The following is a 17151-nucleotide window of genomic DNA, read 5'->3' as shown; positions in this document are numbered from 1 at the left end:
CGGATGGACGAGGCCCAGCTCAGGAGCCTCACACCGAGCGTACTCACCGTCCTCGTCCGCCGCGGAGCCGACTTCGCGGCGGCCGAGGACGCGGTGCAGGACGCCCTGGTCGAGGCGGTGCGCGTCTGGCCGGCCGACCCGCCGCGGGACGCCAAGGGCTGGCTCATCACCGTGGCCTGGCGCAAGTTCCTCGACGCGACCCGCGCGGACTCCGCCCGCCGCCGACGCGAGGACCGCCTCGACGAGGAGCCGGCGCCCGGCCCCGCGCCCGGCGTGGACGACACGCTCCAGCTCTACTTCCTCTGCGCCCACCCGTCCCTCACCCCGTCGTCGGCGGTGGCGCTCACGCTGCGCGCGGTCGGCGGGCTGACCACCCGGCAGATCGCCCAGGCCTACCTGGTGCCCGAGGCGACCATGGCGCAGCGCATCAGCCGGGCCAAGCGCACCGTCTCCGGCGTGCGCTTCGACCAGCCCGGCGACGTCGCCACCGTGTTGCGCGTCCTCTACCTGGTCTTCAACGAGGGCTACTCCGGCGACGTCGACCTCGTCGCCGAGGCCATCCGGCTCACCCGGCGGCTCGCCGCCGCGATCGACCACCCCGAGGTGGCGGGGCTGCTCGCCCTCATGCTGCTGCACCACGCCCGGCGCGCCGCGCGGACCGCGCCGGACGGCAGCCTGGTGCCGCTCGCCGAGCAGGACCGCGGCCGGTGGGACACGGCGGCGATCGCCGAGGGCGTCGGGATCCTGCAGGCCGCCCTGGCCCGCGACCAGCTCGGCGAGTTCCAGGCGCAGGCGGCCATCGCCGCCCTGCACGCCGACGCGCTCACCGCCGAGGAGACCGACTGGGTCCAGATCGTCGAGTGGTACGACGAGCTCGCCCGCCTCACCGGCAGCCCCGTCGTCCGGCTCAACCGGGCGGTCGCCGTCGGCGAGGCCGACGGACCGCGCGCCGGCCTCGCCGCGCTCGCGGACCTGGACACCTCGCTGCCCCGCTACACGGCGGTGGCGGCACACCTGCACGAGCGCGACGGCGACCTGGACACGGCGGCGCGGCTGTACGCCGAGGCGGCCCGGAAGGCCCTCGACCTCGCCGAACGCGACCATCTGACACGTCAGGCGGCGCGGCTCAACTCGCGCCGGAGCCGCTGACGGTACGGCCGTCCCGGGCACCCGTGCCCCGCACGAGCCGTCCGTCCTGGTAGACCGCGCGGACCCGCTTCTTGAGCCCGTCGAAGTCGTACGGGTCGCCGGCCACCACCACCAGGTCGGCCCGCCTGCCGGGGGAGAGGGTCCCGGTCGTGCCGGCGAGGCCGAGGAGGTCGGCCGCGGAGGAGGTGGTCGCGGCCAGCACGTCGGCGGGCTTCATGCCGCCTGCCGCCATCAGCGCCAGCTCGTCCAGGTTGCGGCCGTGCGGGGCGACGCCCGAGTCCGTGCCCATGGCGATCCGTACGCCCGCCCGCACCGCGCGGGCGAAGGACTCCCGGTGGACGTCGATCACCTCGCGCGCCTTGCGGGCCACGCTGTCCGGCAGACCGACGCCCGCCTCCACGGCCTCCAGTGCCGCGAGCGGCGCGAGCAGCGTGGGCACCAGCCAGGTGCCGGCGTCCAGCATCATCCCGATCGCCTCGTCGTCGAGGAAGACGCCGTGCTCCACGGAGCGGATGCCGGCCCGGACGGCGTTCTTGATGCCGTCGGTGGCCTGGGCGTGGGCCATCACCGGCAGCCCGGCCGAGGTCGCCTCGGCGACCAGGACGTCCAGTTCGTCGGGGCGGAAGTGCGCGTGGCGCGGATTGTCGCGGGGGGAGAGCACTCCGCCGGAGGTGCAGACCTTGAGCACGTCCGCGCCCGCGCGGATGATCTCGCGGGCGCGTTTGCGCATCTCCTCCGGACCGTCCACGACGCCGTCCGGGCGGCCCGCGTGCGCAGGGAAGAGGGGGACGCAGGCCCCGGAGGGCAGCAGGCCGTCGTTGTGCCCGCCGGTCTGGCTCAGGATGGTGATCGCGATCCGCAGCCGGGGCCCCTCGATCAGCCCGTCCTGCACGGCCTGCCGCATCCCGAGGTCGGCGCCGCCCGCGTCGCGCACGGTCGTGATGCCGCAGTCCAGGGTGAGGGCGAGATTGCGCACCGCCTCGAAGTAGCCGTAGGAGAACGGCCGATGGGCGAGCCGGTCGCCCATCCACCCGGAGAAGGTCGTATGGACGTGGCAGTCGATGAAGCCGGGCAGCACGGTCAGCCCGGTGACATCGATCCGCTCGTCGCCGTCGAGTCCCGTGCCGACGTCGAGGATCCGGCCGTCCTCGACGACGATGTCGCCGTCCGCGGCCTCGGCCCCGGTCCCGTCGAACACCCGGCCGCCGCTCAGCAGAGTCCTGGTCACGCGCGCCCCACCGCCCTTCACTCGTCACCGTCCCACGTCGGTCCCTACCCAAACCTGCCGGGGGAACGGCGCCGGTGCATTCGGTTGCGGCGTGGACGGTGGTCCCGGTGGGGTGGACGCATGGGAGCTGGCCCAGCCACACCAAGAACCGGTAAAGTCGTCGTTGATCGTGCAATTGATGATCAGTCATATTTTCTTGCTCCGCCGTGCATTGGCACGGCGTCGGGGAGGCGGCCATGTCGGTCGAGGAGCAGAAGAATAAGAAGGCACCGTGGCTTCCGCCACGCTGGTTCATCCGGCTGGCCTGGCATGTGCATCGGGGCGTCTACCGGATGTTCGGCGGGCGGGTCGGCCTGTGGCGGCCGCGCCCCGACAAGTGGGGCACCCTGCGCCTGACCACCACCGGGCGCCGCACCGGCCGGCAGCGCGGCGTCATCGTCGCGTATGTCGAGGACGGCCCGCGGCTGGTCACGCTGGCCATGAACGGATGGGGCGAGGCCGAGCCCGCGTGGTGGCTCAACCTGCAGGCTCATCCGGACGCGACGGTCGATCTGGTCGGTGGGCGGCGCCGGGTGCGAGGGCGTGCCGCGACGGGCGACGAGCGCTCCCGGCTCTGGGCCCGCTGGCGCGAGATCGACGCGAACCTCGACGCCTTCGCGGCGCTGAGGTCCTCCGAGACGGCCGTGGTGATCCTGGAACCCGCGCCCCGGGACACCGAGCAGCAGGCCGGATGAGGGGCGGGAGGCGGCGGCGCCCGGAGCCCGGCCTCTCGCCCGCGGACGCCGCGCGGCCGCTGCGGCGCCGGCTCACGCGGCGGTCGGCACCGGAGACCGGGACGGCCCGGCCGGCGATCTGCCTCACGACGAGGTCCGCACCTTCCTCGTGGGCTCGAACGCCGGCACCAGGAGCGGATCGTTGAACGCCGTGATGCGGGCGATCCGGGAGCCGGTCAGGGTCAGGACCTGGACGCCGTACGCCGTGGGGCGGCCCTCGCCCGTGTGCTGGTGGACGACGAAGGCGGGCTGGCCGTTGGCCCGGGTGGGCGACAACCGCCACAGGCCCGCCCTGAGCACCCGGCGGGCCAGGAACCCGGCCACCGCCCGCCGGCCGGAGAACCAGGTCGGGATCGGCGGCATCTCCATCTCGACGTCGGCTCTGAGCAGGTGGACGAGCGCGTCGGCCTCGGCCCGGGTGAAGGCGTCCACGTAGCCGTCGAGGAGGGCGCGGCGTGCCTGCTCGTCGGGTTCGGCGAGGTCGTCCTCGACCGGTCCTGCCTCGGCCAGGCGGGTCCGGGCGCGGCGCAGGGCGCTGTCCACGGCCGCGGGGGTCGTCTCCAGCATCTCGGCGACCTCCGCCGTCCTGAAGGCCAGCACGTCGCGCATGGTCAGCACGGCGCGCTGCCGGGCGGGCAGGAACTGGAGCGCGGCGATGAAGGCGAGCCGCACTCCGCTGCGCGCGGCCACGAGCGCGGCGCTGATCGCGCGCCCGAAGCCGCGGCCGGCACCGGTGACGACGGCGGTGTGGAGGGGATCGGACATCAGGTACTCCCGGGACGGTGGTCTCGTGCGTTCGGATTCGGTCGGATATCAGGACCAGCCGCCCCCGCGAAAACCGTCACCGCGACCGACGGGGAGTGTGTGATATAGATCACACTCCCTTCCGTGCCGGCCCTCCGGCCGCTCCCCGGGCCACTCTCCGGGCCACTCCCCGGGCCGCTGTCGGGCCACTCCCCGGGCCCGGTCTCAGACCCGCGCCGGCAGCCCGAACCGTCGTACGAGATCGGCGTCATGGAACGCCGTGACCTCGGCGATCGCCGGGCCGCGCAGGGTGAGGACGTCGACGCTGAAGGCATGGCCGTCCACGTACTTCGCGAAGCCGGGCTGCCCGTTGGCCCGCAGCGGGAGCAGATGGAAGCGCCGGCCGGGCATCCGGGCCCAGAGCAGCCGCACGACCTGGTCGCGGCCGGCGAACCAGGACGGGTTGGGCGGCATCTGCCAGACCGCGTCCTCGGTGAGCAGCCGGGTGAGGGCGGGGATGTCGCCCCGGGTGAAGGCGTCGGCGTAGCGGTCGAGCAGGTCGCGCTGCTCCTGCTCGTCCGGCTCGGTGATCTCGTCGATGGCGGGAGCCAGCCGCTCCAGCCGGGCCCGGGCGCGCTGGAGCGTGCTGTGCACCGCGGCCGGGGAGAGGCCGAGGACGTCGGCGGCCTCCTCGGCCGACCAGGCCAGCACCTCCCGCAGGATGAGCACCGTCCGCTGTTGCGGCGGCAGGTGCTGCAGGGCGGCGATCAGCGCCAGCCGAAGCCCGGCCCGCCCGGCCACGATGGCCGCGGGATCGGCGCGGTCGTCGGGCATCGGCTCCAGCCAGGAGACCTCCGGGTCCCTGCCGCCGGGCGTGAGCGGGTCGGCGGAGGGGGAACCCAGTCCGGCGGGCAGCACCCGGCGGCTGCCGTGCCGCAGGGCGTTGAGACAGGCGTTGGTGGCGATGCGGTACAGCCAGGTGCGCAGCGAGGCGCGGCCCTCGAAGTCGCCGTAGGACCGCCAGGCCCGTAGATAGGTCTCCTGCACCAGGTCCTCGGCGTCCTGCACCGACCCCAGCATCCGGTAGCAGTGGGTCAGCAGTTCACGCCGCAGCGGCCCGGTCAGGCGGACGAACTCGTCATGCTGCTGTTCGATCACGGTCACGCGAATTTCCTCCCTTTCTTGTGCAGACCCTTCGGGCCGCCGGAATTCGTCGGGCCGGGCCCGGCCAATCGCGGCGGGCCGCCGGTCGGTACGGGCATGGACAGAAAATGGGTACTGGGGCTCGCCTCCGCAGCCTCGGTGATGGTGGCGCTCGACGCCACAGTGGTGACGACGGCGCTCAGCCGGATCCGGCTGGATCTGGGCACGTCGATCGAACAACTCGAATGGACGGTCAACGCCTACAGCCTGAGTTTCGCCGTCCTGCTGATGACCGGGGCCGTCCTGGGCGACCGGTTCGGGCGCCGGCGGATCTTCACCGCCGGGCTGGCGCTGTTCACGGCGGCCTCCGCCGCGTGCGCGCTCGCGCCGGGCGTGGGCTGGCTGATCGCGGCACGGGCCGCGCAGGGTGCCGGCGCGGCGCTGGTGATGCCGCTGGCGATGGCGCTGCTCAGCGCCGTCTATCCGCCGCCCGAGCGGCCGCGGGCGCTGGGGCTGTTCGCGGGCCTGACCGGGCTCGCGGTGGTCGGCGGCCCGGTGGTGGGCGGAGCCGTGACGCAGGGCCTCGCCTGGCAGTGGATCTTCTGGCTGAACCTGCCGATCGGTCTGACCGTCATCCCGCTGGTGCTGCGCCGGGTCCCGGAGAGCCGGGGCGCCGCGGGCCGCGTGGACGGCGACGGGCTGGTGCTGGTCACGGGCGCCGCGCTCGGCCTGGTGTGGGGACTGATCCGTTCGAACGCGGCAGGATGGGGCAGCCTCGAAGTGGCCGGGACGCTGAGCGCGGGCGCCGTGTGCGCCGTCGCCTTCGTCGCCTGGCAGCGCGTCGCCGCACGGCCGATGGTGCCGCTGGACCTCTTCCGGCTCCCCGGCTTCGCCGCGGGCAACGCCGCCGGGGTCTTCCTCTACGCCTCGCTCTACGGGTCCCTGTTCTTCGCGGCGCAGTACTTCCAGACGGGGCGCGGCGACCGGCCGCTGGCGTCCGGGCTGCATCTGCTGGCCTGGACGGCGGCGGTGACGGTCGTGGCGCCCTGGGCGGGACGGCTGACGCCCCGCGTCGGCGCGCGACGGCTCGCGGTGCTGGGGCTGGCCCTGCAGGCGGCCGGAATGGGCTGGCTCGCGCTCGTCGCGACACCGTCCGCGCCGTACTGGGAGCTGGCCCTCCCGATGCTCGTCGCCGGAACCGGCGTGAGCATGGCGATGCCGGCCACCCAGACGGCCGTGCTCAACGCGGTCGCCCCCGAGCAGATCGGCAAGGCGTCCGGCGTCTTCAACACCGGCCGGCAGCTGGGCGGGGTCTTCGGGGTCGCCGTGCTGGCCCTGGCGTTCAGCAGGTCCGGAGGCTACGCGGGACCGGCCGCCTTCACCGACGGATTCACGGCCGCGATCGCCGTCAGCGGCGCGCTGTCCCTGGCCGGAGCGGTCGTCGCGCTGGCCGTCCCGGGCCGCCCGACGGCCACGCCGTCCACCCCCGCGGCCGAGCCCGCCCTGACGACGAACCGCTGACTGCCACCTGCCCGCGACGCCTCGCCGTTCGTGCTGGTGAGATCCGGCGGTCCTCCGCGCCGGTGACGACTCGCCGTGCCGCCGGGTCGCTCCACGCGACCTCACCCGGTCGCCCCTACGGTCCGAGCCGCGGCCGGGAAGGGGGGCGCCCTGGCGCGCCGGGGCGCCCCCGCATGCGCTCGGCCCGTCCCGGCCGCACGCTTGGATCATGGCCACTGACCAGCCCGTCGTCGTCTACCCGCCCACGGATGACGGCGGCCGACGCGTCCGCATCGGCGACCACTTCGTCGGTCTGGCCTACGGGCTCCTCGACGTCGCCGCCTTCCTCCAGGAGGCCGGCCTGCAGGACTGGGACGAGATGGAGGTCGCCCGCTCCGCGCTCATCGAGTGGCGGGGCGGCGGCGCGGACGTGTGGAGCACCTGAGCGCGAGGGGGAGACCGCTCGGCCGCCTCCCCCTCGCTTCCGCCGACGGCGTCAGTGCAGGCGCATGGCCTCGCGCATCGTCGTGAACAGGTCGGTCTGGTTGGTGATGCCGAGGACGCGGTACGCCAGCGGTCCCTGGGCGGCGATGCGGACCTCGGTGCCCGTGTGCTCCTGGGACTGGCCCGGGGTGTTGGTCGAGTAGTTGACCTTCAGCTGCTGGCCCTCGTCGGTGACGAGCGTCGAGGACAGGCCGGGCGGGGTGGCCTCCAGCGGGACGATCTGGCTGGTGTGGCCGTGGTCGGCGGTGGTGACCACGAGGGTGTCCGGGTGCCTGGCCGCGTAGTCGCGGGCGACCTTCACGGCCCGGTCGAAGGCGGCGGTCTCACCGATCTGGCCGCAGGGGTCGGCCGCGTGGTCCTGCTTGTCGATCGAGGCCCCCTCGATCTGCAGGAAGAAGCCCTGCTTGGAGTGCTTGGCCCGCTGCTTGGCCTCCAGCAGCTGGATCGCCTTGGTGGCGGAGTCGGCGAGGCTCGGGGTGGTGGACGGGCGGTTCGGGTTGGAGGTCACGCAGCGCTGCGGGTCGGTGCCGCCGACGGCCGCGGCCTTGCCGGACCACTCGACGGGCACGTTGCCGGGAGCGAACAGGCCCAGCACCGGCTTGCCGGGCTTCGCGCTCCCGAGCCCCGCGCTGTCGGTGACGACCTGGTAGCCGAGCTTCCGCGCCTGCTGGGTGACGGTCATGCCCTTGTACCGGCCGTCGGTGACCTGCTGGTCGAAGCGCTGCCGTCCGCCGCCGAGCAGGACGTCGACCTTGTGGTTGACCGACTGCTCGGCGATGGAGCCGGGACCGCCGGCCGCGATCGTGTCGGTGGGGCACTTCGCCATGTCGGCCGGGCCCTGGCAGCCGCGGTCGGTGACGTGCGAGGCGAGCACGGCCGGGGTGGCGTCCGTGAGCTCGGAGGTCGTCACACTGCCGGTGGCGTAGCCGTTCTTCTGCGCCAGCTCCAGGACGGTGCGGACGGCCTTGTCGCTGCCGGGGGTCTTGGAGATACGGCCGTTGACCGTCTTCACACCGGTGGCCCAGCCGGTGCCGCTGGCGGCGGAGTCGGTGACGTAGTCCGGCGTGCCGTCCTGGTGCACCGCGTACGTCGTGTACGCGCCGGTGAGCGGGAACCTGTCCATGTTCAGGCGGCCGTTCGCACCGACCGTGTAGTCGCGGGCGAGGGTGATCTCCGAGTCGCCCATGCCGTCACCGATGAGCAGGATGACGTTCTTCGCCTTCCCGCTCCGGATCGTGTTCTTCGCCTGGTGCGCGCCGTCGAAGGCACCGGCGGTGGTCGTGACGGCCACGGCCGCGGAGGCCGCCGCGACGGCGGCGGTGGCGATCATGAGGTGACGGCGGGTGAGTCTGGGCATGGATGAGGCTCCTTGAGGCGTTCGGTGTCCCGCATCCGCGTGCGGCGACCAACGACCGCCACATCACCAGGCATCGGCAAAGGGAAGGTAAATGAATGGTCGTGTGTGTGTATCCAGGACATGACACACGTGGAGTCCCGGTGTCTTCGGCTTCGCGTCCGGGCGCCCGGTAGGCGGGCGCCCGGCCCCGCGCGCCGGCCCCCTGCCCGCGCGGGACCGTCCGGGGCGTGGTGCGAAAGTCCCCCTGCCCGGCGGGCGGACGGTGCTACTTGCGCACCACGCCCCGGGGCAGGCCCTGGCCGGATTCCCCGCCCGCGCGCTCCCTCGGCAGCAGAGCCTCCAGTGCCATCCGGGTCAGCTCGGCCTCCACCGGGTCCCGGTCCGGCACCACGGCGGCACGGAACGAACGGCCGGCCAGGAGCGAGACGAGCCACCATGCGGCCGTGTCGGGCTCGACGTCGGCCCGGACCTCACCGGCCGACTGGCCGCGGTGCAGCAACTCGGCGAGCGTGCCGGCGAAGTGCCGGTGCACGTGGCGCAGGGCGTCGCCGAGGTCCGGGTCGTGGGCCAGCGCGGTGGCGTCGGCGAACAGGAAGCCGTGCGAGCCGGGTTGGTGGAAGCGGTCCATGTGGGCGGGGTCGAGGAAGGCCGCCAGCACCTCGGGCACGGGCCGGCCCGCGTCGGCTGCGTGATGGAGGAGGGCGGAGACCGCGTCCGTGGCGTGGTCGAGGGTGGCGCGGTACAGCGCCGCCTTGGAGCCGAAGTTCTGGAAGACCACCGGTTCGCTGACGCCGACCTTCTTGGCGATGTCGGAGACCTTGCCCCGCTGGTAGCCGGTCTCGGAGAAGACCTCCGCCGCGGCGGCGAGGATCGACGCGCGCCGCTCGGCGGCGGGCAGGCGGGTCCGTGTACGCGGGCGGGACTCGGTCACGACGGCCATCCTATGCCGCCCCTTGCCGAATTTCTTAGTCGCGACTAAGTTGGAGGCCGCTACTTAGTCACGACTAAGTTAAGGAGGAGGGCCCATGTCTCTCGGACGCCTCATGCAGGGCAGGCCGCGCCCGGACACCCCCGGTGTGACCATCGCGACCCCACGTGCCTACGAACTCTGCGGCGACGTCTGCTTCGCCGGCCGCCGCAACCGCGCCTTCACCCGCCTCGCCGCACTCAGCGGCGCCGAGCCGGGCGAGAGCGTCCTGGACGTGGGCTGCGGCACCGGCTACCTGACCCGCCGCATGGCCGAACGGGTCGGCCCGGACGGCGAGGTGACGGGGGTGGACCCCTCGCCGCCGGTGCTGGAGTACGCCCGCCGCAGGAAGCAGCGCCCCGGCAGCGCATCCTGCGAGTACCGGGAGGGGCTCGCCGAGTCCCTCGACCTGCCGGACGGCTCGTACGACACGGTCGTCACCAGCCTGATGCTGCACCACCTGCCGGAGGAGATCCGGCCGGCGGCCCTGCGCGAGATGTTCCGCGTCGTGCGCCCGGGGGGACGGCTGCTCGTCGTGGAGTTCCGGCCGCCCCGAAGCCGGATCGGCCGGCACCTGGTGCACGGCGGAACCGCCCACGCCATGGCGCACAACCGCGTCGACGTCCTGGACGGCATGATCGCGGACGCCGGGTTCGAGGTGGCCGGGCACGGGGACGTGCGGCCCTGGCTGTATTACGTACAGGCCGTACGAGCACGGTAGTTGACCTTTCCCGGACCGGCGCGCACGGTGTACGTGCCGACAGGCTACGGACGCCCGGCGTGACAGGTTCCGGACAAAGAGTTGACCAAGTATCAGGCGGTTTCCGTCTTCTCATGGTCGGGTCTCCCGCAACGGTTGTATCCACACCCGTTCGGGAGGATCTGGTGCCAGCACAAACCCGCAGAAGACGGTGGCTCACCATCTGTGCCATCACTGCCACCACAGGGCTCGTGGCGATACCCGCAGGCGCGGCGCCCGGTGGCGGGCACGCGAGCCCCTTCGGGGCCCGCGCGCAGGCTCAACTCGCCGCCGAGCGCGAGCACTCGGTGGGCGACGTCAGCCCCCAGGTGAAGGCGGACGACGGCGACGAAGGAGGAGAGGCCGACGAGATAGCCGAGGGCGCGGCCCAGTACGCCGAGGCCCGCACGGCTCCCGGTGTCGTCGCGCCGGGCGCGTACGGCGCCGCCTGGCAGAGCCTGAACGAACTGCCGCGCGCCGGCGGCCATGGGCGGGAGGTCACCGACCTGCCCTACAACTCCGACGATCCGCGCTACCGCGACATCGACTCCAACTCCAGCGGCGGCGCGGGCAATGTCACCGGCCGCATGGCCGCGATGGCCGCGGACGACGACGGCTACGTCTACGCGGGCAGCGCCGGCGGCGGCGTGTGGCGCTCGCGTTCCGGCGGCGGCCACTGGCAGTCCATCAGCGACAGACTGTCCTCGCAGGCCACCGGCGCACTCGCGATCGACGGCGGCGGACGGCTGTGGCTGGGCACCGGCGAGGCGAACACCAACGCGGACGCCTACCTCGGCAGCGGCGTGTACGTGCTCACCCACCCCCACCACGGCGCCTTCTCCTCCCGCAGCCGGGTCGGCGGCGACCAGCTGGAGAGCACCACGATCCGCCAACTCCGCTTCGGCGGCGGCAAGGTGTGGGCAGCGACCAGCGAGGGCGTGTGGAGCCACTCCACGAAGCGGCTGAGCGGCGCCTGGAAGCTGGAGTTCGCGCCCAACCCCGACTATCTGCCGGGCGGTTCGAAGGCCAAGGACCCCTCCGCCGCGTACAAGAACATCACCAACGACATCGCCTTCGACCCCAAGAACCCCGCCAAGGTGGTACTCGCGGTCGGCTGGCGCAGCGGCGACGACTACAACGGCTTCTACACCCGGACCGGCGGCAGCTGGCAGCGGATCGGCAGCGGCTTCGGCGACATGCCGACCGACCCGGACAACGTCGGCACGGTCACCTTCGCCCACTCCGCCGACAACTCGCGCTACTACGCCATCGACCAGTCGCCCGAGCAGCTGGCGACCAACCCGGACAGCAACCTGGAGGGCGTCTTCAGCGCCACGTCGCCGTTCGGTCCGTGGACGAAGGTCGCCGACTACCAGCAACTGGCCGCCGACGGCTCCGCGCTGACGGACCCCGGATACATGCCGGGCGTGCAGGCCTGGTACAACCAGTTCCTGACCGTCGACCCCGCCAACCCCAAGCACGTGTACCTGGGGCTGGAGGAGGTCTTCGAGTCCAAGGACGCCGGCGCCGACTGGTCCGCCGTGGGCCCGTACTGGAACTTCGGGTTCCCCTGCTGGAGCATCGACCCGGCCAAGCAGACCGGTGACTGCCATCAGACCACGCACCCCGACCAGCACGGCGTGGCCGTCGGCCGCTACCACGGCAGGAGCGTCGTCTACGTCGGCAACGACGGCGGCGTCTACCGGCGCCCGGTGCACGGCTCCCAGGACGCCTCCGGCCACGCCACCGACTGGACCTCGCTCAACGACGGGTCCATCGACACCCTGCAGTACTACTCGGTGGGCATCGGCAAGGACCCCGACCACCACGGCGTCTCCGTCACCGGAGGGCTGCAGGACAACGGCCAGTCGGTGCTGCGCGGCAACGACAAGGTGATGGGCTCCAACTTCGGCGGCGACGGCGGCGACACCCTCACCGACCCGGCCAACGGCTGCAACATAGCCGAGGAGTACGTCTACCTCTCGGTCCAGGTGACCCAGAACTGCGCCGTCAACGACGGCAGTTGGATCAACGACCCGAGCAAGGCGACCTCGTACGACGTCGCCCCGGCCGACAACGCCACGGGTGAGGCCCGCTTCATCGCCCCGCTCGCGGCCGACATGAAGAACAGTTCGGCCTGGGTCGCCGGCGGCCGCCACGTGTGGGTGCAGTCGCACGGCTACGCCATCCGCAGCGGCAGCGAGTGGAAGAGCGTGTACGACCTCGGTGCGGGCCGGACCGCGACCGCCGTCGCGGCCTCCGGCGGCAAGGTCTACGCGGCCTGGTGCGGCCCCTGCAACGATCAGGGCTTCGCGCGCGGCATCTCCGTCGGCAACGCGGACGGCACCGGCTGGCACGACATCAGCCTGCCCGTGAACGGGACGGTGCCGAACCGCTACCTCAGCGGCTTCGCCATCGACCCGAAGAACGCCGACCACGTCTTCCTCGCGGTCAACGGCTTCTCGCGGCACTGGACCGAGGGCCCCGGGGCCGGCCTCGGCCATGTCTTCGAGTCCACCGACGGCGGCACCACCTGGAAGGACATCTCGGCGAACCTGCCCGACGTGCCGACCAACACCGCGGTCGTCACGGCCGACGGCGGCCTCGCCGTCGGCACGGACCTCGGCGTCGTCTACCGCGCCCCGGGGCACACCAAGTGGGAGCGCCTCGCTTCCCTCCCGGCGGTCGCCGTCCTCCAGCTGAAGCTGGGCCCGGACGGACGGACCCTGTACGCGGCCACGCACGGCCGTGGCATCCACGCGATCAGGATGCGTCACCACCGCTGACGTGGCACCGGTGGACGAGGGGTGATCCCGGACCGCGGGATCACCCCTCCCTCGGATACGGCACGACACTCACGTTCAGCGTGAAGGCGGGGCGCGCGGCGCCCGCCACGTCGGGGGCCTTCGCGAGCACCGTGATCCTGGAGCTGCCACCCCGGGTGCCCGCGCACCGCAGCGACGCCTGGGCGGTGCCGTCCCGGCCCACCCGCCATCCGGTCGCCACCACGAACACCGGCGCGGAACTGTTCACCGCCGTCCACCGCCGGTCGTCGGTCCGCGGCTCGAGAACCATCGACACCACGGTCCCGGGCCGCACGCACAACCGGCGCCCGGGCGCGTCGCCGGGGGAGACGGTGACCTGGGCGTGCCCGGCGGCACAACCGCCCGCGGACCGCGAGGGCTCACCCGCGGACGCGGACCCGCCCGGCGTGCCCGGACCGGTGGGCGAGGACGAGGGGGCGGACGGAGCGGGGGACGCCGCCGGGGAGCTGCGCGTCGGCGCACCGCTCGACGGCCCGGCGGAGCGGCCCGGGGCCGACCCCGTACTCCGCGCACCGCCGGAGGACCCGCCGCAGGCCGTCAGGACGACCAGCCCGGCCACCGCCCAACCAGCAATCCACCAGCGCATGTCGGCACCTCCTGGTCGCTCGGACATCTCCACGCCGAATGCCTGCAACGATGCTCCCACGCCGCCGGGCGGTCCGCCGAGGCGGCGCCCACGGCCCTTCGCGTACGAGATCACACCCCTCTCGCGACGGTCCGGGGCGAAGCTCACCGCGGCCGTCAACGGGTGCGTGTGCGAGGGGAGTTGCCGCGATGGCCGTGGGCTGACACCGCCCGCCTGCCGGAACGGCGGCGCGGCGGCAGGCGCCGAGAGCACCGGCAGTACGGCGTCGGCACGGCACGGCACGGGGAGATCGTCCTGCCCGAGGACGCGGGCCGCGCGTCGGGGGTGACCGGTGACCAGGGCCGGGCCGCGGTCCTCGACGTCTGCGGCAGGGACGTGAGGTGCGGAGCGCTCCCGGCCCGACCGTCCGCCGGCGGCGTCCCCCGCCGGCGGACGGTCGGGCCGCGAGCGCCCGGACCGCTTCCCGCGCGGGCACCCGTCGTCTCAGGTCCGTGGCGGGTCCATGCGGCCGAGCCAGGCCGTGAGCAGCTCCTGGAGCTGTGCCGCCTCCTGCGGCGCGAGTGCTTCCAGCAGGCGCCGTTCGTTGCGCATGTGCTCGGTGAACGCCGCGTCGATCAGCTCGCGGCCGGCGTCGGTCAGCGCGACCACCCGGCCGCGGCCGTCGGCCTCGGAGCGGCGCCGGCTCACCAGGCCCGCGCGCTCCAGCCGGTCGAGCCGCTTGGTCATGGCGCCGGTCGTCACCATGGTGTGCTCCGACAGCTCGCTCGGGGCCCGCTCGAACGGTTCCCCGGCCCGGCGCAGCGTGGCCAGGACGTCGAACTCGCCCTCACCGAGGCCGAATCGGCGGTAGACGACGCAGAGTTGCTCGGTGAGCAGCCCGGCGAGGCGGTGGAGGCGGCCGATCACCCCTTGCGGGCTCACGTCGAGATCCGGGCGCTCGCGAGCCCATTCCGCCTGGATCCGGGCCACATGGTCGAGGTCGTCAGCCATGACTTCACTCATGACTTCACTATAGCTTCCGGGGAAGCTATATTAGCTTCCATGGAAGCTACCTTGCGGTGGACGGCGGTCGCGGCGATCGCTCCCGTGGCCTGGGGCACCACCTACTACGTCACGCACGTCTACCTCCCCGCGGGAGACCCCCTGTACGGCGCGGTGATCCGGGCGCTGCCCGCGGGACTGCTGCTGCTGGCCGCCGCCCGCCGGCGCCCGTACGGGTCCTGGTGGTGGAAGTCGCTGGTCCTGGGCACCCTCAACGCGGGTGTGTTCTTCGTCCTCGTCTACGTCGCCGCCCAGCTGCTGCCCACCAGCCTCGCCTCGACGATCATGGCGACGTCGCCGCTCGTGATGATGCTGACGGCCTGGCCGCTGCTCTCCGAGCGGCCGTCGTCCCGGCATCTCGCGGGCTCCGCCGCGGGGATCGTGGGCGTGTGCCTCATGCTGCTCACCGGCGGGACGCGGGCGAGCGCGCTCGGCGTGCTCGCCTCGGTCACCGCCCTGCTGCTGTCGTCACTGGGGTACATCCTCGCCAAGCGCTGGAGCCGGCAGGTCGACGTCCTCGCCTCGACGTCCTGGCAGCTCATCGCGGGCGGCCTGCTTCTGCTGCCGGTCGCCGTCGCCGTCGAGGGCGCGCCCCCTGCGCTGGACACGTCGGCCGTCCTCGCCTTCGGGTACGTCACGACGGTGGCCACGGCGCTGGCCTTCGCGGCCTGGTTCGCCGGACTGCGCCGCCTTCCCGCGGCGACCGTGGGGCTGGTGGGGCTCCTCAACCCGGTGACCGGTGTGCTGCTGGGCACGGCCGTGGCCGGCGAGACGCTCACCGTGCGGCAGGTGTGCGGACTCGCCCTGGTCCTGGCCGGGATCGTGCTCGGCCGGCCCGCCGGTGGCGGCGCCGGACCTCGACGTGCGACCCACCACTCGGCCACGGAGGCGCACCCACACGGCACGAAACCGACCGGGACGACCGGCACCGCCTCGCGGCGGTGAGCGGGCGGGGTACGTCGGCAAGGGGCGGAAAGTGGCCTGCCCAGTTGGGCGTGCGGCGCTGCCTGCCGGGGTTGCGGTACGCGCCCGTCGGCAGCCGGAGGGGCGCGAGGGCGTCGGGCCGGGGGCCTGCCAGGTCGGCTCGTGGGGCGGGGTGCTGGGGGCCTCCACGGGCGGCCGGTGGGGCCCGTGCTCCGTGTGGCCGGTCGGGTCGGGCGGCACCGCCTCGCGGCGGTGGGCGGTGAGGGGATGCCGGCGGGGGAGGGACCGGCCCGGTCAGTTGCGCGTGCGGCGCTGCTTGCGGGTGTTGCGGTACGCCTGCGTCAGCAGCCGCAGGGTCGCGAGGACGGCGGGCCGGGCGCCGTGCGTCAGGAGCGCGGCACCCTTGCGCTCCACGGCCCGCAGCCGCAGGCGCTGCACGGCGATCAGCGCGTCGAGGAACGGCCGGTGTCCGGGCTCGGCGAGTTCCGGCAGCTTCGCGCAGCCGTCCAGCCCGGCACCGGCGAGCCGGGCCTGCTCCATGACCAGACGCTCGACGGCGGGCACCTGGCCCCCGCTGCCGCGCGCCAAGTCCTCGGTCTTCAGGCCATGGCGGGCCAGGGCGTCCCGCGGCACACCGATGCGCCCCTGAGCGATGTCCTCGGCCAGGTCCGCCAGGAAGTCGATGCGCTGCATGGCCTCGATCAGCGTCCGGCAGCCGGCCTCGAAGGCCGACGCGTCCGCCGGCGACGGCGGTTCGAGCAGGCAGGCCGTGAGCATCAGAGCGGGCAAGGAGTAACTGTCCACGTACGCCTGGAAGTCGCTCTCCGTGTCCAAGCCGGTCCAGTCGGCCTCCGCCGGCGCCCCGTCGAGAAAGGCCCGCACCCGCGCCGCCAGGACCGGATGCCGCCGGACGGTGTCCGCCAGGGCCCTCGACATCGGCTGCCGCGCGGCGCCTCGACCCGCGAGTGCGGCGGTGACCTCCTGGTCCCAGACGCGGAGCGCCGCCCGCCGGGCGCCCGGCTCCCCGCTGTCGATGCGCTCGTCCGTCTCGTGCATGAAGGCGACCGCGGTGAACACGGACGGGTGCAGCGGCCCGGGAAGCAGCAGCCGGACCGTCAGGTACTCGGCCGGCGCGAACCGCCGGGCCAGCGCGCGCTGCGCGCCGTAGTCCCCGCGCAGAGAGGGATCGACGATGCCGCACCGGTCCAGGGCGTCCGACCAGCTGCTCACGTCTCTCCTCGCTCCGGGCCCCTCCGACGATCACGCAGGGGTCAGCGTATCCGCACCGCTGTCACTGCCCGGACCCGTCGACGCGGATCAGCGTCTGCTGACCGGCGGCGACGCGCTCGCGCCGGCCGTCCTGGACGCCGAACACCTCCAACTGGCAGACCGTCAGGGTGCGTCCGGACCTCAGAACGGTGCCGACCGCCTCGACGAACTCGCCGACGGCCGGCGCGAGGAGGTTGATCTTGTACTCGACGGTGAGCACGTCGGTGTGCGCGGGGAACAGGGTGCAGGCCGCGTAGCCGCCCGCGCTGTCCGCGATGGCACTGGTGGCGCCCGCGTGGAAGTAGCCGTGCTGCTGGGTCACTTCGGGCCGGGCCGGCAGCACGATGTGCACGCGGCCCGGCCCGATGTGCGTGATCCGGGCGCCGAGGTGGCTCATCAGCC

Annotated in this window: 16 protein-coding genes; 7 read left to right on the top strand and 9 right to left on the bottom strand. The window is 73.5% G+C overall.

The window, feature by feature from the left end; genetic code table 11:
- Positions 1-3: 3 nt before the first annotated feature.
- Positions 4-1149, top strand: a complete 1146-nt coding sequence (locus ACIRPX_RS37075; RefSeq protein ID WP_404203657.1) for an RNA polymerase sigma factor — start codon at positions 4-6, stop codon at positions 1147-1149.
- On the opposite strand, the gene ACIRPX_RS37070 is transcribed toward ACIRPX_RS37075, so the two are convergent.
- Positions 1127-2377, bottom strand: coding sequence for an amidohydrolase family protein (locus ACIRPX_RS37070; protein WP_404203626.1), 1251 nt, complete (start codon positions 2375-2377; stop codon positions 1127-1129). The genes ACIRPX_RS37075 and ACIRPX_RS37070 overlap by 23 nt on opposite strands.
- 236 nt (positions 2378-2613) lie before the next feature.
- On the opposite strand from ACIRPX_RS37070, the gene ACIRPX_RS37065 reads away from it, so the two are divergent.
- Positions 2614-3111: a nitroreductase/quinone reductase family protein gene (locus ACIRPX_RS37065; protein WP_404203624.1), complete on the top strand. Its 498-nt coding sequence runs from the start codon at positions 2614-2616 to the stop codon at positions 3109-3111.
- A gap of 123 nt (positions 3112-3234) precedes the next feature.
- On the opposite strand, the gene ACIRPX_RS37060 is transcribed toward ACIRPX_RS37065, so the two are convergent.
- Together ACIRPX_RS37060 and ACIRPX_RS37055 are read right to left on the bottom strand one after the other, a co-directional pair.
- Positions 3235-3915 carry a sigma factor-like helix-turn-helix DNA-binding protein gene (locus ACIRPX_RS37060; protein WP_404203622.1) on the bottom strand — a complete coding sequence of 227 codons (681 nt, stop codon included), beginning with the start codon at positions 3913-3915 and terminating at the stop codon, positions 3235-3237.
- A gap of 204 nt (positions 3916-4119) precedes the next feature.
- On the bottom strand, positions 4120-5058 hold the full coding sequence (locus ACIRPX_RS37055) for a sigma-70 family RNA polymerase sigma factor (RefSeq protein WP_404203620.1): 939 nt from the start codon (positions 5056-5058) through the stop codon (positions 4120-4122).
- A gap of 96 nt (positions 5059-5154) precedes the next feature.
- On the opposite strand from ACIRPX_RS37055, the gene ACIRPX_RS37050 reads away from it, so the two are divergent.
- A complete protein-coding gene (locus tag ACIRPX_RS37050; protein ID WP_404203618.1) occupies positions 5155-6558 on the top strand; it encodes a DHA2 family efflux MFS transporter permease subunit in 1404 nt (467 codons plus the stop codon).
- Positions 6559-6766: 208 nt separating this feature from the next.
- The gene (locus ACIRPX_RS37045; protein WP_404203617.1) at positions 6767-6982 is read left to right on the top strand and encodes a hypothetical protein; all 216 of its coding nucleotides are present in this window, start codon (positions 6767-6769) and stop codon (positions 6980-6982) included.
- 51 nt (positions 6983-7033) lie between these two features.
- Here ACIRPX_RS37045 and ACIRPX_RS37040 read toward each other — a convergent pair whose 3' ends face one another.
- Both ACIRPX_RS37040 and ACIRPX_RS37035 read right to left on the bottom strand, forming a co-directional pair.
- On the bottom strand, positions 7034-8398 hold the full coding sequence (locus tag ACIRPX_RS37040; RefSeq protein ID WP_404203615.1) for an alkaline phosphatase: 1365 nt from the start codon (positions 8396-8398) through the stop codon (positions 7034-7036).
- Positions 8399-8663: 265 nt separating this feature from the next.
- Positions 8664-9329 carry a TetR/AcrR family transcriptional regulator gene (locus ACIRPX_RS37035; RefSeq protein ID WP_404203613.1) on the bottom strand — a complete coding sequence of 222 codons (666 nt, stop codon included), beginning with the start codon at positions 9327-9329 and terminating at the stop codon, positions 8664-8666.
- Between the two features lie 94 nt (positions 9330-9423).
- On the opposite strand from ACIRPX_RS37035, the gene ACIRPX_RS37030 reads away from it, so the two are divergent.
- Together ACIRPX_RS37030 and ACIRPX_RS37025 are read left to right on the top strand one after the other, a co-directional pair.
- A complete protein-coding gene (locus tag ACIRPX_RS37030) occupies positions 9424-10086 on the top strand; it encodes a class I SAM-dependent methyltransferase (protein ID WP_404203611.1) in 663 nt (220 codons plus the stop codon).
- Positions 10087-10250: 164 nt separating this feature from the next.
- The gene (locus ACIRPX_RS37025) at positions 10251-12890 is read left to right on the top strand and encodes a glycosyl hydrolase (protein WP_404203609.1); all 2640 of its coding nucleotides are present in this window, start codon (positions 10251-10253) and stop codon (positions 12888-12890) included.
- 40 nt (positions 12891-12930) lie between these two features.
- Here ACIRPX_RS37025 and ACIRPX_RS37020 read toward each other — a convergent pair whose 3' ends face one another.
- Together ACIRPX_RS37020 and ACIRPX_RS37015 are read right to left on the bottom strand one after the other, a co-directional pair.
- Positions 12931-13179, bottom strand: a complete 249-nt coding sequence (locus ACIRPX_RS37020) for an acetyl-CoA synthetase (protein ID WP_404203608.1) — start codon at positions 13177-13179, stop codon at positions 12931-12933.
- A gap of 819 nt (positions 13180-13998) precedes the next feature.
- Positions 13999-14517 carry a MarR family winged helix-turn-helix transcriptional regulator gene (locus ACIRPX_RS37015; protein WP_404203605.1) on the bottom strand — a complete coding sequence of 173 codons (519 nt, stop codon included), beginning with the start codon at positions 14515-14517 and terminating at the stop codon, positions 13999-14001.
- A 39-nt stretch (positions 14518-14556) separates the two neighbouring features.
- On the opposite strand from ACIRPX_RS37015, the gene ACIRPX_RS37010 reads away from it, so the two are divergent.
- Positions 14557-15501: a DMT family transporter gene (locus ACIRPX_RS37010; protein WP_404203603.1), complete on the top strand. Its 945-nt coding sequence runs from the start codon at positions 14557-14559 to the stop codon at positions 15499-15501.
- Between the two features lie 273 nt (positions 15502-15774).
- Here the strand turns inward: ACIRPX_RS37010 and ACIRPX_RS37005 are convergent, their stop codons facing one another.
- Both ACIRPX_RS37005 and ACIRPX_RS37000 read right to left on the bottom strand, forming a co-directional pair.
- On the bottom strand, positions 15775-16710 hold the full coding sequence (locus tag ACIRPX_RS37005) for a squalene/phytoene synthase family protein (RefSeq protein WP_404203601.1): 936 nt from the start codon (positions 16708-16710) through the stop codon (positions 15775-15777).
- Between the two features lie 61 nt (positions 16711-16771).
- Positions 16772-17146 (bottom strand): PaaI family thioesterase, encoded by a 375-nt coding sequence (locus ACIRPX_RS37000; RefSeq protein WP_404203655.1) that lies wholly within the window; start codon positions 17144-17146, stop codon positions 16772-16774.
- Positions 17147-17151 lie beyond the last annotated feature (5 nt).

The organism is Streptomyces sp. NPDC101225 (assembly GCF_044767585.1).
Classification (GTDB): Bacteria; Actinomycetota; Actinomycetes; order Streptomycetales; family Streptomycetaceae; genus Streptomyces.
This window is presented reverse-complemented; position numbering and strand designations above follow the sequence as displayed.

What these genes read in the sequence shown, in the direction of transcription:
- ACIRPX_RS37015 (WP_404203605.1), bottom strand. Translation starts at nt 14,517, where the DNA reads ATGAGTGAAGTCATGGCTGACGACCTCGACCATGTGGCCCGGATCCAG.
- ACIRPX_RS37020 (WP_404203608.1), bottom strand. Translation starts at nt 13,179, where the DNA reads ATGGTTCTCGAGCCGCGGACCGACGACCGGCGGTGGACGGCGGTGAAC.
- ACIRPX_RS37050 (WP_404203618.1), top strand. Translation starts at nt 5,155, where the DNA reads ATGGACAGAAAATGGGTACTGGGGCTCGCCTCCGCAGCCTCGGTGATG.
- ACIRPX_RS37060 (WP_404203622.1), bottom strand. Translation starts at nt 3,915, where the DNA reads ATGTCCGATCCCCTCCACACCGCCGTCGTCACCGGTGCCGGCCGCGGC.
- ACIRPX_RS37045 (WP_404203617.1), top strand. Translation starts at nt 6,767, where the DNA reads ATGGCCACTGACCAGCCCGTCGTCGTCTACCCGCCCACGGATGACGGC.
- ACIRPX_RS37040 (WP_404203615.1), bottom strand. Translation starts at nt 8,398, where the DNA reads ATGCCCAGACTCACCCGCCGTCACCTCATGATCGCCACCGCCGCCGTC.
- ACIRPX_RS37075 (WP_404203657.1), top strand. Translation starts at nt 4, where the DNA reads ATGGACGAGGCCCAGCTCAGGAGCCTCACACCGAGCGTACTCACCGTC.
- ACIRPX_RS37010 (WP_404203603.1), top strand. Translation starts at nt 14,557, where the DNA reads ATGGAAGCTACCTTGCGGTGGACGGCGGTCGCGGCGATCGCTCCCGTG.
- ACIRPX_RS37065 (WP_404203624.1), top strand. Translation starts at nt 2,614, where the DNA reads ATGTCGGTCGAGGAGCAGAAGAATAAGAAGGCACCGTGGCTTCCGCCA.
- ACIRPX_RS37000 (WP_404203655.1), bottom strand. Translation starts at nt 17,146, where the DNA reads ATGAGCCACCTCGGCGCCCGGATCACGCACATCGGGCCGGGCCGCGTG.
- ACIRPX_RS37030 (WP_404203611.1), top strand. Translation starts at nt 9,424, where the DNA reads ATGTCTCTCGGACGCCTCATGCAGGGCAGGCCGCGCCCGGACACCCCC.